This is a genomic window from Vibrio sp. 2096 (genome assembly GCF_033339595.1).
GTDB classification, from domain to species: Bacteria; Pseudomonadota; Gammaproteobacteria; order Enterobacterales; family Vibrionaceae; genus Vibrio; species Vibrio alginolyticus.
Genome location: NZ_JAWOUX010000005.1, coordinates 252660 through 270588, shown reverse-complemented (window position 1 = coordinate 270588; position 17929 = coordinate 252660). Strand labels below are relative to the sequence as shown.

At 46.5% G+C, this 17929-nt stretch carries 10 protein-coding genes; 4 read left to right on the top strand and 6 right to left on the bottom strand.

Features of this window, described 5'->3' with window-relative positions:
• Nucleotides 1-59: 59 nt before the first annotated feature.
• Both mltA and R7Q41_RS12360 read right to left on the bottom strand, forming a co-directional pair.
• Nucleotides 60-1163 carry a murein transglycosylase A gene (mltA, locus tag R7Q41_RS12365; protein WP_017636015.1) on the bottom strand — a complete coding sequence of 368 codons (1104 nt, stop codon included), beginning with the start codon at nt 1161-1163 and terminating at the stop codon, nt 60-62.
• A gap of 273 nt (nt 1164-1436) precedes the next feature.
• Nucleotides 1437-1892, bottom strand: a complete 456-nt coding sequence (locus R7Q41_RS12360) for a DUF2850 domain-containing protein (protein ID WP_054576300.1) — start codon at nt 1890-1892, stop codon at nt 1437-1439.
• A gap of 162 nt (nt 1893-2054) precedes the next feature.
• On the opposite strand from R7Q41_RS12360, the gene argA reads away from it, so the two are divergent.
• Together argA and R7Q41_RS12350 are read left to right on the top strand one after the other, a co-directional pair.
• Nucleotides 2055-3392, top strand: coding sequence for an amino-acid N-acetyltransferase (argA, locus tag R7Q41_RS12355; protein WP_262628037.1), 1338 nt, complete (start codon nt 2055-2057; stop codon nt 3390-3392).
• 415 nt (nt 3393-3807) lie between these two features.
• Nucleotides 3808-3996: a hypothetical protein gene (locus R7Q41_RS12350; RefSeq protein WP_005380230.1), complete on the top strand. Its 189-nt coding sequence runs from the start codon at nt 3808-3810 to the stop codon at nt 3994-3996.
• Between the two features lie 34 nt (nt 3997-4030).
• Here R7Q41_RS12350 and recD read toward each other — a convergent pair whose 3' ends face one another.
• The 3 genes from recD to recC form a co-directional block, all read right to left on the bottom strand.
• Nucleotides 4031-6178, bottom strand: a complete 2148-nt coding sequence (recD, locus tag R7Q41_RS12345) for an exodeoxyribonuclease V subunit alpha (RefSeq protein ID WP_318144513.1) — start codon at nt 6176-6178, stop codon at nt 4031-4033.
• Nucleotides 6178-9852 carry an exodeoxyribonuclease V subunit beta gene (gene recB / locus R7Q41_RS12340; protein WP_213973343.1) on the bottom strand — a complete coding sequence of 1225 codons (3675 nt, stop codon included), beginning with the start codon at nt 9850-9852 and terminating at the stop codon, nt 6178-6180. Before recB ends, recD begins: the two co-directional genes overlap by 1 nt.
• A 327-nt stretch (nt 9853-10179) precedes the next feature.
• Entirely contained in the window at nt 10180-13671 is a 3492-nt protein-coding gene (recC, locus tag R7Q41_RS12335) for an exodeoxyribonuclease V subunit gamma (protein WP_213917211.1), read from the bottom strand.
• A 252-nt stretch (nt 13672-13923) separates the two neighbouring features.
• On the opposite strand from recC, the gene R7Q41_RS12330 reads away from it, so the two are divergent.
• A complete protein-coding gene (locus R7Q41_RS12330; protein ID WP_318144512.1) occupies nt 13924-15747 on the top strand; it encodes a DUF3413 domain-containing protein in 1824 nt (607 codons plus the stop codon).
• Nucleotides 15748-15822: 75 nt separating this feature from the next.
• Here R7Q41_RS12330 and R7Q41_RS12325 read toward each other — a convergent pair whose 3' ends face one another.
• Nucleotides 15823-16797, bottom strand: a complete 975-nt coding sequence (locus R7Q41_RS12325; RefSeq protein WP_017636010.1) for a TDT family transporter — start codon at nt 16795-16797, stop codon at nt 15823-15825.
• Between the two features lie 109 nt (nt 16798-16906).
• On the opposite strand from R7Q41_RS12325, the gene R7Q41_RS12320 reads away from it, so the two are divergent.
• Nucleotides 16907-17833: a LysR substrate-binding domain-containing protein gene (locus R7Q41_RS12320; RefSeq protein ID WP_005391712.1), complete on the top strand. Its 927-nt coding sequence runs from the start codon at nt 16907-16909 to the stop codon at nt 17831-17833.
• Nucleotides 17834-17929: the final 96 nt, after the last annotated feature.

The following is a 17929-nucleotide window of genomic DNA, read 5'->3' as shown; positions in this document are numbered from 1 at the left end:
TTTATACGCACTCTTTGATGAAATGTCTAGATAAGAGGCGGTTCCTCTTTCTTGGATGGCTATTGTAGCTTTTCTGGCGGCAAAGCCCAAGGCGCTTGAGTTGGTGAGTTTTCCAGCCCAAGTTTCCAAACTCGACCAAAATGCTTGTAGTGCCCTGCTTCCGTTCCTGCTCTCGCACCAATGCCATGATACAGATCCAAATGGTTCTGTTTTACCGCACCACCAGTGTCTAAAACGATCAGCATTCGCAGTTGATGCGCACCACTCCACGTACCATCGGCATTCAGCAGTGGCACTTCCGCCAAGATTGGAGTCCCCATTGGTAAGATAGAACGGTCACCCGCGACCGCGGCCATTGGCAACAAAGGAATACCAGCCGATCCCGTTACTGGCGCTTCCGCTTTTGGCGCAAAGAAGACGTAAGAAGGGTTTTGCTCCAACAACTCGCGTACTGTTGCGTCGTCGTTGTCCATTACCCATTCTTTAATCGCTTTGAGAGACATTTTTTCACGCGGCACTTCACCACGTTCAATCAAAATGCGGCCAATACTAACGTAAGCTTTATTATTTTTCCCTGCGTACGCGAAGTACTCCAACGTATCATCATCTTCAAAATGCACATAGCCACTGCCCTGCACTTCCATCATAAACGAGTCAATACGGTTAGGCGCATAACCTAGCACTAAACCTTGGCCATCTAATGCCCCGTTGTAGATCTCCGCACGAGTCGGACAATCTGATGAGCAGTTTGGCTTGCCATAAACTGGGTACTTAAAAATGTCGTTTGGTGTATGACGCAGCTCCATCACGGGAGAAAAGTATCCGGTAAACAGCACATTACCTTTTTTATCACCACCACCCAATTGCGCGGCTTGAATGCCAAACGCACTCAACGCACTGGTATCTCCGCTCTGTTGCGCCCACTCACTTAATCGTTGATATAGCGGTTGGTATATCTTCGCCATGGATGGTGACTTTATCACCACTTGCTCAGCTTGCTTGTTAAATTCAGTAAAATCGCGTGGTTTGTTAGACTCAACCACATCCACTTGATTGAGGATCTGAGGAAACTCACCATCAAGATATTGCTGAGCACGATCATTTTGTTGAGCACAGCCAAAGAGTAGGCTCAAAGAGATAATAGGAAGGAGTTTTTTTAACACGTGTCTTTTCCGTAAAAGAGAATAGCAAAAGGATGGCAAACAAATGCATACGGTGCAATTGAAAAGCAACGACAAAATGTTTCAACGCTAAGCCAATCCGTTTACTCGTTGTGAATTCATTCAGTTAATACAACATGATAGCAGCGGAAGAATTACGGAATTGTCCGGATTATGTTTGAAAGTAAGATTTACTGATTGAGAGATGAAATTGTGATCATCCATGTGACTCACAGACGAAAAAGCTGTCAGCTTAAGAGACAATAATAAAAACGACTATCTTACCGCAATCCTTGCACGCCCCTCTAAACGGAATACAGGTAGATAATGTGCATTAGCATCCAGCTTCATTTCTGCATGCTGCTTACCCACAAAATTGAAGTGCCGCTCATTTGAACCCACTCGATACGAAAACGAATCCCCATCGAATTCAAAACTGGTCGCCACTGTAGAACCATTTACGGTAACACCGCGCTCACTCAACACAAATTCTTCACGAGCATAAGGCGCAACATCTTGCTCAACCCAGCGACCATAAATTATCGATTTGGGAATGGGCGGATTAATGGTTCGAGTAATCAAATCACTATACAGCATGCACACGACAACGGTTCCAACTATCGCTATAAGCATGAGAGAACGCTCTAGCCACTTACGAAGCATTGATTTAGATGACGTTTTTGACAGATTTGAAGCAGTGATCGCAGCATTCTTATTAACAGCAGAAGACATGAGGTTCACGTATTGAGGAAAGACGCACCCATTGTAACCTTCCCTTTTAACGGGACCAAGAACCTACCTCAATATGTTTGTGCTTTATTCCAAAATTTCACCTTGCCACCAAGTGAATAAAAAGGCATTATTTTAACATAATTAAACAAAGGAATGGCTGTAGTGAAAATTCGTAGTACTGCTCTCGTAAAAGGATTCCGTCAATCAACACCTTATGTCAATGCTCACCGCGGAAAAACCATGGTGATCATGCTGGGCGGAGAAGCCGTCGCACACAAAAATTTTGGCAATATTATTAATGATATCGCACTCATGCACAGCCTCGGAATCAAAGTCGTGGTGGTGTATGGTGCACGTCCTCAAATTAATCAGCTGCTAGAAAAACAAGACCTCACTACGCCTTACCACAAAAATATCCGCATTACGGATGAATCGGCTTTATCTGTTGTTATGCAAGCTGCCGGACAACTTCAACTTGCGATTACTGCGCGCCTATCAATGAGCCTCAACAACACTCCGATGGCAGGCACCCAGCTCAATGTCGTTAGCGGAAACTACATCATTGCTCAGCCACTCGGCGTTGATGATGGTGTGGACTATTGCCATAGTGGACGCATTCGCCGCATTGACACCGATGCTATCAACCGCACTCTTAATCAAGGTTCAATTGTTCTGCTAGGTCCCATTGCTAGCTCTGTGACTGGCGAGTGCTTCAATTTATTATCGGAAGAAGTCGCCACCCAACTAGCGATAAAGCTGGGTGCGGATAAGCTGATTGGTTTTTGCTCCGAACAAGGTGTCATTGATGACAACGGCAATGCTGTCGCCGAGTTACTACCAATTGAGGCGGAGCATGTCATCAAAACGCTCTCTGAAAATACGTCTCCTGACCTAGATTACAACACTGGAACACTGCGCTTTCTTAAAGGATCTATTGCCGCTTGTCGTGCCGGAGTGCCTCGTAGCCACTTGATCAGCTATAAAGTGGATGGAGCCCTAATTCAGGAGTTGTTCTCTTTCGACGGCATCGGAACCCAAGTTGTTATGGCGAGTGCTGAACAAGTGAGGCAAGCTAATATTGACGATATTGGCGGTATCTTAGACCTCATTCGCCCGTTAGAAGAACAAGGTGTACTGGTTAGGCGCTCTCGAGAGCAGCTAGAGCAAGAGATTGGAAAATTTACCATCATCGAAAAAGACGGCTTGATTATTGGCTGTGCTGCCCTTTATCCATACCCAGAAGAGCGTAAAGCTGAGATGGCTTGCGTAGCGATTCACCCTGACTATCGTGATGGCAACCGAGGTTTGTTACTGCTCAACTACATGAAACATCGTTCTAAATCCGAAACCATTGATCAAATTTTTGTCCTCACGACACACAGTTTGCATTGGTTCAGAGAGCAAGGTTTTTACGAAGTCAGTGTCGACTATTTGCCTGGAGCCAAACAAGGGTTATATAACTTCCAGCGTAAGTCCAAAATCTTAGCGTTAGATTTATAGCTTAACCTTAAATCAGGGAGCGAAACTTGACGTTCCACTATACCAACTAACCTCAAAGGGCAGGATTCAGTTCATTCACGCTCAACCCTGCACATCGAGCTTGTTTAGGAACGAGTTTGTTTAGGAGTAAGGCCACACATAAACCCTACTCCGGACTAGCGGGTCATCATGTAAACCCAACTTAGAAATGCGCAAACCATTGCTTGATTTTTGTTCCAATTTTATCTTTTAAATATACATTTGGTTGGCTATACTCTGCTCGCTAGTGATTGGTTTTTAACCAATACGAATGGATCTAGGTGATGTAATTAGCCTTCACCCTAAAATACTGGGCAATTAAAAACTAGTTAGCTCCGTATTGCACACCAAGGACAGTTGTTAATCTGACTTTAAATAAGCCGAGACGAGCACTGTTATGAGAACAATCATTTGTAATTCGCTTCAAAGCTTCTGGGATATGGCTGACAATCAGTTTTTAGAAGGCCTAGACGTCCACTGTGTTTTCCCCGTAAATGACGCTATCCGAGATTTTATTCTTGCTTATCAACAGCAATACAAAATACGCAGCGTGTCTTTTACCAATGCGTTTGCAAAACATGCATAAAAGAAGACCGAGCCATAAGCTCGGTCTTCTTGTTTTAGTTAGTAAGCCGCTGTACTAACCCACTCGCACGAGTGGTTTTCACCTTAATGCCTCGCTTCAGAACATTAAGTTCGGCGTAAAGAGCTAAACGCTTTTTCGCGCGGGTAATGCCTGTGTAAATCAACTCACGGGTTAATATCGGGCTAAAGTCTGGTGGCAAAATCATCAGGGTGTAATCAAATTCACTGCCTTGCGATTTATGGATGGTCATGGCGTAAGCCGTTTCATGTTCAGGTACTCGGCTCGGTAAGACCGATTTCACACTGCCGTCAGGTAACTCAAAAAAGACTTTCAAACGCGGTTCTTCTTCAGTGTCATCTCGCATGCAAATACCAATATCACCGTTATACAAACCTAAACCGTGATCATTACGCGTAACCATGACGGGTCTGCCGTGATACCAAATTTCATCCTGAACTTGAATGAACTTGCGCGCCGCGAGCGCTTTCTCGATGCGCTGGTTTAGCCCAGCCACACCAAAGTCACCTTCACGGATCGCGCACAGCAGTCGGCATTGGTTGAAAGTATCTAACACCGCTTTGGCTTTGTGCGTTAGCGACTCTGGCTTTCCGGTTTTAGGATCAGTTTCCTGTTGTCCAATGCGTTTGAGGTAACGACCGTATTCCTGCACCAACGTCTGCATCATTTGGTTGTAATGTTGACTACTTAGCGCGAAATGTTCGATGTCAGAAAAGTCACGCGCCCAGACGTTATCTACGCTCGCAGCAGAACCTGAGTTAACCGCTTTTGCCAACTGACCAATGCCTGAGCGAGCGTCAAATCGGTAGCTCTTTTGCAGCATACATAAACTATCAGCAATGCTAGATGCACTGTTACCCGTATGCGCTAAAGTATCGAAACCCGTCAGTTTTGCGATGGCTGACGCCTGCTCTTTGCCATAACCCAATGCATGGAACGAACAGATATCACCCAACACTGCCCCAGCTTCAACTGAGGCAAGTTGGTCTTTATCACCTAACAAAATCAGCCGCGCATGTTTCGGTAAGGCATCGACCACTTTGTACATCATCGGTAAATCGACCATCGACGCTTCATCGATAACCAAAATATCCAAATGCAGTGGATTTTGCTTGTTGTGACGAAATTCTGCGCTATTAGGAATCGCGCCCAGCAACCTATGTAAGGTACTCGATTCAGTCGGAATTTTGGCTTTTAGCTCCGGAGAAACTGGCAGTTCTTGCACTGCTTTACCAATGGACTCGGTTAATCGCGCCGCCGCTTTCCCCGTCGGGGCCACCAGCTTAATGGTCAGATTTTTCTCGTGTGTCGCCTGTTCAATCAAAGCAGCAAGCAATTTGGTTACTGTCGTCGTTTTACCCGTACCAGGGCCACCAGAAATCACAGCAAATCGACGAGTTAACGCAACCGCCGCCGCAACTTTTTGCCAGTTCACGCAAGCCGAGAGTGGCACGAGTTCATCCAGTGTTTGTAAATCCTGAACCTTGCGCGCATTGCTAAGCACGGAATCAATGGCGTGCCAATCCAACGATTCGCTTGCGACCACATCAAGGTGGTCACACACCAATTGCTGACGCAACACTTGATTGCTGCTTCCCGCTTCTACTGCTTTGCCCAACGCGTTAAACAGAAAATGGTATTGGCGTGCGAACAGATGGTTGAGCAACTCCGATAATCGCGCAAACTCTTGTGGTTGCAAGTTAACTGCGGCGCCCAACTGATTGAGCTTTTCCGCCAGTGTCACTTCATAATGCCAATAGCGATGCAGATACAGACGCTCACCATCGAACATTAAAGGCAAGGCTTCTCCTTGCGCGCCGACCACTGTGGAATTTTTTAATACTTGAATCCAGTCTATGCCTTGCAACTGTGTGTTGAGCGCCAATGCCGACTCACCAAACAGCCCTAGCTTACTGGCTAAATCCGTAGATTGCCCTTGTGCATCGAACAGAGACAGACAGATATGTCCTTTACCAAGCTCACTACTGACAACACCCGCGATAAACGCCAATGCTTGACTGTCCGACTGTTCATCATGCGTTTGAGAATCAATAAAGCAGGCGAATTGGTAGTCGAGCTGACGAATAGCACCTTTGTGCGCCAAGCGTTCCAGCACTACCAATAGACTATCTTGGCCAGAATGAAGATTGCGATTTGTCGTCATTAAAGTAGCTCCATCTGCCCGGCTTGAGTTGAGCGCGTTTCAAGTGCTTGACCATCAATCAAACGATCCATCTCTTGTAAGAAGTCTAAGGTTGGTTTCGCGGCAAAAATGCCGTGGTCACTCTGCCCATCCATACCGCGCAAGAACAAGTAATACACACCACCGAAGTGCTGCTCATATTGATAATTCGCCAATCGGCTGCGTAGGAAACGATGCAGTGCTAACGCATAAATCTGGTACTGCAAATCGTAGCGGTGATCTGCCATGGCCGATTTCAGAGCCTCACCATGGTAGTGCGTCACATCGTCGCCAAGATGATTAGATTTCCAGTCAAGTACATAGTATTTACCTTGATGTTCAAACACCAAATCGATAAAACCTTTAAGCATGCCTTGCACGGTTTGGAAACCTAAATCCCCCGCTTTCGCCGACAACGGATCGTGACGTTGAATGACTCGGTTTAGCGCCGGTGCAGACAACACTTCAATCGGCAACAAAAATTCCATCTCCACCAAACGTTGCGACGGTTCTTTTTGATTCAGCAGCAAAGACTTACCATCCAACGGCGTTGCGAGTACGGTATCAATCAATTGCTGTAAAATGGGCAACCACTCTTCATCTAGCTGTTCGCTTTCCATCAAGCCAAGGATGATTTGTGTATTCTCTTCCGTCGTGGCTGGCTGAGTAAATTCAATTTCCTCAAAAAGGCTGTGCAGGAACGTACCCGGACGCGCACCACGAGGGAAGGTAAAAATAGAACGCTCTGGCTCCACCAAATCCGCTTCGTCTTGTTCTTCAGATGAGTCGATATCAAAACCCGTAATCTCAATCGTGGCATCATGCTCGGCGTGATGAGAGCCTTGCTTGACCAAGCCAGAATAACTGGTGATGCGCCAGTTTCTGTCGATAGGGTTTTGCAGCTCTTTCGCGCTAAGATCGTATATTTCTTCTTGTGGCGCTACGTACTTCTCTTCGAGTTGCTGCGGCGGATCGGCCACAACGACACAATCAAGCTCGTCTTGTTGCTTTGTTAAACCTTGGTGCAAATCGTTAATACCACCTTCTTGACCATTTTGAATCAAATAGCCAATCGCACTGCGGTGTACACCAGTTGGCTCTTTGGTCGAACGGCCATTGCGCAACGGTGAGGCACCGATAAAACACGCATACACAGCTCGCGTTAATGCCACGTATATCAAGCGTAAGTCTTCCGCCAAACGCTCTTTATCCGCTTGCTTCATGGACGCATCGTTGCCAGTGATATCCAGTACCGTGCGGTCATTGGCTGCATCGTAATATTTGGCTTCACTGGCTTCTCGATAGCTGAACACAAACGGTAGAAATACGAGGTCATACTCCAAGCCTTTTGATTTGTGAATAGTCACGATCTGTACTAAGTTACGTTCCGATTCTAAACGTTGGATTTGGTCATCACTGCCGCCCAAACCGTTTTCCGCATCACTGATAGACTGAGCGAGCCAACGCAGCAGACCGTGGTCGCTATCCAGTTCATTACTGGCTTGTTGAAGCAGTTCACCGATGTGCATTAAATCGGTAAGCACTCGCTCACCATTTTCACCCTGTGAACTCGCGCCTTCTTCTAGTAATCGCTCGGCAATATGGCGTTTGCTGATCACCGCCCGCAGCATCGGCAGCACACCACGCTGAACCCAAAGTTTGCGATATTCTTTGAATTCGTTTACGGCGTTTTCCCACACAATTTCATCGTTATTAAGTGCATCCAAACTTGCTGCATCAAGGGCAAACAGCTCAGAGGCAAGACTTGCACGCAGCGCACGGTCATTTTCTGGAGTCAGCACCGCTTGCAGCAAACGCTGTAGATCCTGCGCCACTGAACTGGTAAACACACTGTCTCGGTTAGACAGGTACACGCTGGCAATGCCTTGTTCAGCCAGCGCTTGTTTGATCATTCGACCTTCACTACCTGTTCGAACCAACACCGCGATATCGCCCGCTTGAACCGCTTTCTGTTTTTCGCCATTCACCAGACACGCTTGCCCCTGTTGAGCCTGCGTCAAAATAGTTTGGATTTGGCTTGCAGTCGCCTCTGCCATTCGAGTCAAATACTCGCCTTTTGGTAGCGGTTTATCGTCCGCTTCTTGCAACCAATAAGTCAGCGCCGGTTGCTTTTGGCCACCCATAGTCCAAATGCGCTTTTCGGCATTGGGACTGTACTTAACGGGTAAGAACGGAATATCTGAATCATAGATAAATGGACTGTCTGGCAAAGCAAATACTTGGTTTACCGCCTGCACCATATCTGCGCTAGAACGCCAGTTGGTTCCTAACGTATAGTGGGCACTTACTTGGTTACGCGCTTTGATATAAGTGAAAATGTCTGCGCCACGAAAGCCATAAATCGCCTGCTTGGGATCACCGATCATAAACAAACCACATTCCGGATTATTCAGATAAATACGGCTGAAAATACTGTATTGAAGCGGGTCGGTATCTTGGAACTCGTCAATCATTGCGACGGGATACAAAGTACGAATACGCGCCGCTAAAAGCTCGCTTTCGTCCGTATCGATAGAAGCAGAAAGTTGCGTCAGCAAATCATCGAAAGAGAGCCACTGTTTTTGATTTTTCGCGTTGGCCAGCATTGCACGACAATGCTCAATCGCATGAGCAAGCAGTGGCGCTTTTAAGCTGATTGGATTGGCAAGAAATGTTTCAATGGCTTCAAATACCGCATGCTGCGGCGCACTGCCTTTCGGTGTTTTTTCCAACAAGACGTTTTGCGCGAATTTCTCCAGCTTGTCTGGATAATCGTAACCTGTAGTTTCCGTTGCAGCCCAAGCGCTTACCGCCTCCAACCACGTCGGCAGAGACTTTTTGTTGTAACTTCTCGGATTTACATCTGAAGACGAAATCAGCGTTAAGAAGCCATCTTGGCTTTCTCGCCACTGTGCTTTTAATTCATCAATTTTTTTCAAATTTTCAGTATGAAGATCAGCCAAACTGCCTTTCATTGCTGGAACAGAAAGGCTTAACGGCGCACCAGTTAAGTAATTGCTGATGTCAGACAACAACGCAGATGGAGAGCCCCATAGCTGGCGAATTTCTCCAGCCAAGGTAAATGGCAACGGGTAGAAATTGCGGCGCCAGTAATCGGCTACAACTTGCGCTTTTAGGTGACTTTCATCGGTCACAAACTCGTTATTAAATCGGCTGCCAGATTCAAACGCATTTTGCGTTAGCATACGTTGGCAAAAACCGTGAATGGTGTAGACCGCCGCCTCGTCCATCTGACGCTCTGCCTGCAATAAAATTTCTGCGGCTTGCTTGTGATCGTCAAACTCATTAAGCAAAGGTTGGATCACCGGGTCGGAACTCTGTCCACGCGCAAACGCGATTCGCGCATCATGGATTCTTGCCCTGATACGATCGCGTAATTCCGCAGTTGCCGCTTCGGTAAAGGTTACAACCAGAATTTGGTCGACCGTAAGCGGTACGCGATGTCGAGTTTCCGCGCTGCCATGACCAAGCAAAAGACGCAGATATAAACCTGCAATAGTGAAGGTTTTACCTGTACCTGCTGATGCCTCGATTAACCTCGCACCGTGCAGAGGAAACGTCATCGGTTCTAGTGGCGTTGGTTGAGGTTGCTCTGTGCGGTCTAACGTATGTAGAGGACACTCTGCACCTGACATTTGATCCATAACGCTGAATCTCTCCGGATTATTTACTAGGACGTATCACCTAATAAATGTGATCTATAGTTAAAAATTCTATTAATATGTTTAACAAGTTGGATAATTTAGAGCTTTGTGAGATCTTTCTCACGGTTATCCATAAGACGTACCGTTAGTATGCGCCCCACGAGATAAGCCAAACCTTTTTGGCGGCACAACTCAAATGAATTAAACAAAAGTATCATGGTCCCTCTGACCTTGTGGCCGTACAGCGAACGCCCTACAAAAAATAATGATTTTCTGGCGGCCACCCTACTCTTCCTTCTCTTTATCCAGCTGTCTTTATTACGCTTTTACATCATCAGCGTCTTGAACCGCTAAGCGCGCACCTTGCAGTACTAATGCTGTCAGCAAACGAACTTCTGAGGCCAACTCATCATTCCAAGCAGGCCAAATTCGAGAGATGTACGCATTACTGCCTTCGCCCGGGCTCATGAAGCCATCATTGAATGCGTCAGCCATTTTCTTCAAAGATTTCTCTTCGTAATCTACCCACTGACCGCGGCTAAAGCCCGCTTCAACACAAGCCAACGCCGTTTTCGGGAAATAAGGCAAAGGCTTAGTCATGCCTTCGAAAAATAAGCGAACTAATTCAGTCAGTAGCTGTTTGGCATACTGCGCATCGGCAATTTCTGGGTAGATCAAATGCAGCGCGCCTTCTTTACGATCGTAACCAATGATGTGAGTTTTCTTAGCATGACCCGACGCCGACATGGCAAGGTGATCGATCCACGCAGCAAGGTAATCCTGCGAGCGAATCTTACCGCTTCTATAGCGAATCAAACCGGATTGGTAGCATTGAGTCAGCCAACCTGTTAGGCGAACGTTTTTCTCTTCGCCTTCATTTCGCTCAAACAAGGAATCAAACGTCAGGTCGATTTCCAAATCGTCTTGAGGCGCACCAGATAAAAACGCCAGTTTATCCACCAGCTCTTCCGCCTGAACTCGGTTAGTTTCAAATTCGATATCACCAAACGCCCCCACCGGCAGTTTGCCTTGCGCGCGCTGTTGACTCATAAAGTGTTTAAGTACCTCTGTTTTTTTCTCTGGCTGCATCAATGTCGTTTCAAGCAAGGTTTCTAACAGCTCATCACGCATTTGATAGCTCTCCAAACCACCTAAAACAAAGGGTTCGTCGTCCTCCATCACCGGTAGTGGCGGTTCAAAGATTACTTTTAAACGACGATTGAAAAAATACTGCACAGGTAAGCGCCAGAAACGTTGCAACTCGACTAAGTCGAGCTCAAGTGGGAACGTCGCTCCTAACAGATAGTCGTCTAATGCCCGATTAAAATCACGACGAACATAGCCTTGCGATTGACTACTTTGAGTTAATGCCGCTGGAATCCACTCTTTCGCGTAGCTGGCGTGCATGCCTTGGAACGCACTTGGGCTAAACGGCACCATGGCGTGGGTATTCACCAACGCATTTAATAAGTTGTCGCCAGACTCATCAACGGGCAACGCTTCATCACCACTTAAACAATAGTTTTGGTGGCAGTATTCCATCAGCTCAGAAACCAGAACCGAAGGTACTCGCTCGGTATTGTCTTGGATTGAACGGCCAACATAACTGATGTAGAGCGTTTGCTGTGCCGATAGCATTGCTTCGAGGAATAGGTAACGGTCATCATCTCGACGCGAACGGTCGCCCGGTTTGGTTCTTCCGGTCATCAAGTCAAAGCCTTCTGGCGGCATGGAGCGTGGGTACACGCCGTCATTCATCCCCAGTAGACAAACGGTTCTAAACGGAATAGAGCGCATCGGCATCAGGGTACAAAAGTTCACTTGACCAGCCAGGAAGCGCTGGCTGACTCGTGTGCCAGATAATTTGTTTTGAAGGTATTGGCTGATGATCGACGGCGACAACGCATCATCAAATGCGGCATCAGCTAATTGCTCTTTGAGTTGGCTGAGCGTATCGCGAATGGATTTGAGCGCCATTTCGCCTTCTAACTCAACTGAGAAGAAGTCATCCAGCAGTGAAACCAAAGTCTCTCGCCAACCATCAATAGTCTGAACATGAGAAAGTTTGCTTCGATAAGTGCTAATTTGTTGGATAAAGTGTGCCAACTTGCCCGCCAGCTCTGCACCCATGCCTTGCACTTCGTTGTACGGAGATAAACTGCCTTGCTCGGTTTCAAACAAACCTGCGGATTCTGGCATCGCGTAGCCAAGCAACATGCGTTGAATACCAAATTGCCATGTGTTTTGACGGGTTTCCGGCAGTTCAAATTCGCGTCCGGTATTGGCATCCAACCCCCAGCGAATCCCCGATTCCTCAACCCATTGTTTGGCTTGTAAGAAATCATCTTCGCTGAGTTCAAAACGCTTTAATATCGCCGGAGTTTCCAAAAGTTCGAGTAGTTCTGATGCCAAACAGCGCGTATTGGGTAAGTTCACCAACTGCATAAATGCGGCCAGAATTGGGCTCTCTTGATCGGCGGTTCGGTCAGAAATCGAATAGGGAATAAAACGCTCACCCGGTGCGTTACCAAAGACCGCCTGAATCGCAGGGCTGTAAGCGTTGATGTCCGCGACCATCACGATAATATCGCGCGGTTTTAACGTTGAGTCAGCATCGAACATCGCCAATAGTTGATCATGCAGCACTTCCACTTCACGCATCGGGCTGTGACAAGCGTGTAGGCTCAGTGATTTATCACCCAAGCTAACCACTTGTTTGTGATGACTGTTTTCAATCTGTTGGTCATCTTGATGTTCTTCAAGATTGAGAATATCCGCTTGCAATTGATGGAGCAGACTGTCGCGCTCAACATCAACAAAGGCTTCAATTTCATGAGATTCCAGCTGAGACAACAGATACATATTGTCGCGCCCGAGTTTACCCATGGACGCCAACAGACTGTTTCCGACCACATCGGTGTGCAGCTCATCGATCACATTATCTTCCAGTGATCCTTTCAGTTGCTCAGTTTCACCTTGCACTTCCGAGTGATCGTCCTGCCACACAACGTGCTGACGATGTTTCGCCGCCAAACGAGCCAGATATTTGCGATCTCGAACTTCACCCCAGTAATAACGACACGGGTTGGTGAACATCAGATGCACGTCGATGTGTTCACCAATTGCTTTTAGCGCATCCATATAGCGAGGCGGCAACGAAGAAATGCCAAAAACAAACAAACGCTTGGGTAAATGGTCAAAATTGCCGTTAAAACTCTCTAACGTGTCGATAAAGTGCTCATAAAGGTTGGCACGGTGATATGGAGACTGTCCTAATGACACAGTGTGATCATACAACGCTTGCCATAAGATCGGCTGCCACGGATGCTCATCTTCCAGCTCTGGCACACTCTGCCCAGCTTCCCAACTTGCGATCCATTCCGGACGATACACCAAGTAACCATCGAAAATATCGGCAATTTTCTCAGCCAGCTGATACAGCTTAGAGTGGTCAATGTCATCTTTGAGGTACTGCGCTAACGGCGAAAACACCTCTTGGTTGAGAAGCCCCGGAAGCAAATGCATCAACTTCCACGTCATCGCTTCTTTGTTAAACGCACTGCGTTTTGGCACGTCTGGCAATACCTGCGTAAACATTTCCCAAATGAAAGTCGCAGGGAGCGGAAAATCAATGTTCGCGGCAACACCAAACTCTTTGGCCAATTCCATTTTTAGCCACTGGGACATGCCTGGACTTTGAACCAGAATTTGTTCTTTTTCGAACGGGTTTTCCAGCGGACTGATTCGAATCAGTTCGACAAGGAGTGATTTAAGAACGTCAACTTGGTTGGAGTGATAAACAGTAAACAAATTGGGAATACCGAGCGCCGATTGAAACTGTTAGCTAGCTTAGCACAGCCCCATTTAAACCCGCAGTGATCTCGCGTTCGGAAAAAACAAAAGGTTATATATCACTCAAATAGAGTATGAATCTTCTGAATTTTCACATGTCAATCAAGTCTGACATTTCCATACAAAATGTGACATTCGTCGCAACTATTCCATAATAAAAAACACTGTTTTATACTCCCTCTACCCATAATTTATAAACAAACAAAAAGTATGTTTCGCAAACTGTCTTCCAACAGCGCTTGGCTGATTGCTTTTTTTGCTTGCTTTGCAGTGTACCTGTCGATCGCTTGTTATCCTTTTGTGTTGTCTAACAATCAGAATGAACCGCTAACCTTGTTGCAAGGTTACTATTTGGTTTCGACTCAATATGGCTGGCTGGGCTTGATCGCTCTTCCATTTATGTTGTTGAGTTTATTGCTCTCTTTTCTACCGACTCGAGCATTCAAAGGTATCGTGATCGCTATCGCGATCTGTCTATTGATCATGTTTAAAGTCGATATCCTCGTTTTTCAGCAATACAAACTTCACATCAACGCCCTATTAATCCGTATGTTTTTCGAAGGTGGCGGTGATGTCTTCGATATTTCGTGGATGAGTTGGCTAATCTTCGTCAGTGAAGTTGCCGTTCTGGTGATCGGGCTCGCTTGTACCGTTTGGGTAAGTAATAAACTGGCACAAAGCCGAGCTAAGTTCGTTTTGATCAGCGTTTGGTTTGCTGTATTGCTTAGCACGCAGATGATTCATGCGTACAAAAACGCACTTTACGACGATGAAGTCAGTCAGTTTTCGAATAACTGGCCACTTTACTACCCGCTGACGGCTCGTAAATTTATTTACAAACACGACCTAGTGGATGAGAGCATAGCATCGAAGAACCGCGTAGAGTTAACCAACATTGAACGTAGCTCACTCAACTACCCGCTTGCGCCGATTCAAGTGCAAAGCAAAGAGAAACAGCCCAATGTTTTGTTTATCTTGGTTGACGCGTGGCGCTACAGTGATGCGACGCTGGAAGTCATGCCAAATGTCAGCAAGTTCGCCGAAAAAACGGTGAATTTCACACAACATATGAGCGGCGGCAACTCAACTCAAGCGGGTATTTTCAGCCTATTTTACAGCTTGCCCACAACCTACTGGGAAAGCTTTTACGCAAGCCAACGCTCTCCTGTGTTTATGGATACGCTGCAAGCAGAAGGCTACCGCATGGGCATTTTTGGCTCAGCACCGCTCACCAGCCCGCCACTCTCTCGCACGGTATTCAAAAAAGTGTCGGACTTGACCCTGAAACAAACTGGGGAAACAGCAGTCGAGCGCGATCAGCAGATAACAGACAAGTTCATCGAGTTCCAAAAGCAGGACAGCGACAAACCGTACTTTGGTTTTCTGTTCTACGATGCCGCCCACGGTACGGTGTTTCCCGAGCCTGAATTTGCGAAATTCAAACCATACTGGGAACGCGTTGACCACATTTTGCTCAACAACGATTTTGACGCTTCGCTTTACCATAATCGATACAAAAACTCGTTGTACTACATCGATAGCTTGATTGGTGATGTGCTGAAAAACGTCGACTTAGACAATACCATTGTGGTGATTTCATCAGATCATGGTGAAGAGTTTAATGACCATAAGATGAACTATTGGGGCCACACGGGTAATTACAGTGACGTTCAAGTGCATGTGCCTCTTTACGTGTACATGCCAAATCGTCAGCCAGAGCAAGTTGATTACCGCACGACCCATTTTGACGTCGTGCCAACCATGATGAATACGCTGTTTGACGTTCAAGGCACAACGAGTTCATACAGCGTTGGTCATAACTTGTTTGATAGCTCTGCCTCTCGCGATTGGTATATTGCAGGCAGCTACTACAACTATGCATTGGTCGGCAAAGAACTGATGCTTGTGGTCAACCCTGGCGGGCACTCTCAGCAACTGAATCGCCAGTTAAAAGTCGAGAAAGAACAGAAAGTTCCTGTCGATATCATTCGTCATTCTCTGGATGAGATGTCGCGATTTTACAAAAAAGGCTAGCGTCCAACATCGACGCCGATTGAAATAAAAAAGCCTCTTGGTTGTAAGACCAAGAGGCTTTTTCCTATCTGCTATTTAAGCGTGATGAGCGTGCATCAAGCGTGGCTGAATCAACAAGTTGTTGATGTATTGTAAGGCCACATAAGAGACAACAAATGTTGCCACAATCAACTCAAGACCAGCTAAGCCTCGCACTTGTTGAACATAGTGCGCAGCCAATCCTTGCAACTCCATCCAATTCGCCATTTTAAACAGCGCCGTCGCACCGATCACCATCGGGAAGGTAAACGCTGCATAGCCAGGGCTGAATGGCAGTCTAAGCAATTTAAAGAACGCGAGATATATGATGGCTGTCATCAATACCGCGATACCAAATAGCATAGCGATGATCACTGGTGATGGTGTCGCAGTGACCGTTAAGTACCCTGCCAATGATAGACTTGCTGGCGCTGCCATGATTGCCATTGTTGGTTTCGCTGCATCCGGAATTTCATGGGTGAACATGAAACGGTAAATCATCATCGGCAACATGATCGCGTACGCCACCATACCAAACATCAATGCACCTTGTGCCACTGGTGCTAGCATCGGGTTGCCAGAGAAAGACACATCCGCAACGATGATACCCACAGGCGGTACAAACCAACTAGGAACCATGTGGTGCAATTCAAAATCTTTGGCGCGATGGTAAACAAAGCTCACCAAGAATACGATGTGCAAAACCACCGCAATCAGCCAAAGCGCATCGCCAGCTAATGGGTAAAAATGGCCGAGAGAGTTCGATACCACCATAGTGCCCATCGCAAATGTCGGAACCACGCTGCCCACAACCGGATGAGCAAGATCTTGTCTCAATAGATGATTATGTAGCAAAAACTTGGTTGCCAATATAGCCAACAATATGCTCGCGATACCCGCACTAATCCACTGTCCGTAGCCATGTAATTCGGCGAAGTTCTCCCAACTCCAGCCCAAGCTTGCAATACCAAGAGCCAAACCCGCCATTGGAGTTGGTGCTCCCATTACTTTTGCTTTTGTTCTTTGAATCATGATGACCTCAACCAGACTCACTCTTGATGGGACGTATAATACGCTTGCACTTCGTTCCGATATATCTAATTATTTAAAACAAACGTTCAGAATTACTTAACGGTGGGGTATGGCAAGTCACATTTCTCTTAAACAACTGAAAGTGTTTACGACGATCACGCAGCACAAAACGCTCACAGCGGCTTCTGATAGTCTCTTTTTATCGAAAGCCGCAGTGAGCATGGCACTCTCAGAATTAGAAAAGCAGATCGGCCATCACTTATTTGATCGTGTTAATAACCGACTGATTTTGAACCAAGAAGGTCAAAAACTACTGCCACTGGCGGATGAATTACTCAACCGAGCCAAGGACATCGAGAGCATTTTCGATGGTGACCAAGCGCTATCGGGCCAACTTCGCATTGGTGCCAGCGACACCATTGGCAACCAAGTCGCGCCCTATTTGCTTAGCGAATTTCGTCAGCAAACGAACCATCGTTCTCAAAGTCTGTTCATTTCTAACTCCGCACAAATCTGCGACATGCTGACCGATTACGAGTTAGACATAGCCCTCATTGAAGGCAAAACACTTCACCCTGAATTGCAGTCTACCCAGTTTAGCGAAGATGAAATGTGCGTGATTTGCGCGCCCAATTCCCCAGCCGCGCACGAAGGGCCAGTAAACTTAACCGAGCTAGAAAACAGTGAATGGATATTGCGAGAGGCAGGATCTGGTTCACGCGAATTTTTTATGCGCGTTGTCGCGCCGCGCTTGGAACATTGGCATGAAGCTTTTCAGCTCAATACCACCGAAGCGTTGATCAACTCAGTATCGGCAGGGTTAGGCTTGGGCTGTTTGTCACGTTTGTCTGCAGAACCTGCTATTCGTGACGGCCGCGTAAAACTGCTCGACATGCCTTTAGATATGAAACGTCGCTTCTGGTTACTGGTTCATAAAGAGAAATATCAAAGCCCATTGCTCAGAACGTTTATCGAATTTTGCCAAGATTGGGAGCGACCAACAAACCTTCCTTTGGCGGACAAATCCGCAAAGTGAAACCAAGATAGTTTAAATGCTAGTCAGTTAGTTGTACGTGTCTCTCATTCTGAGGCTTGTCGCTAGACTTGATTGGTCAAAAACTGTATAAAAAGC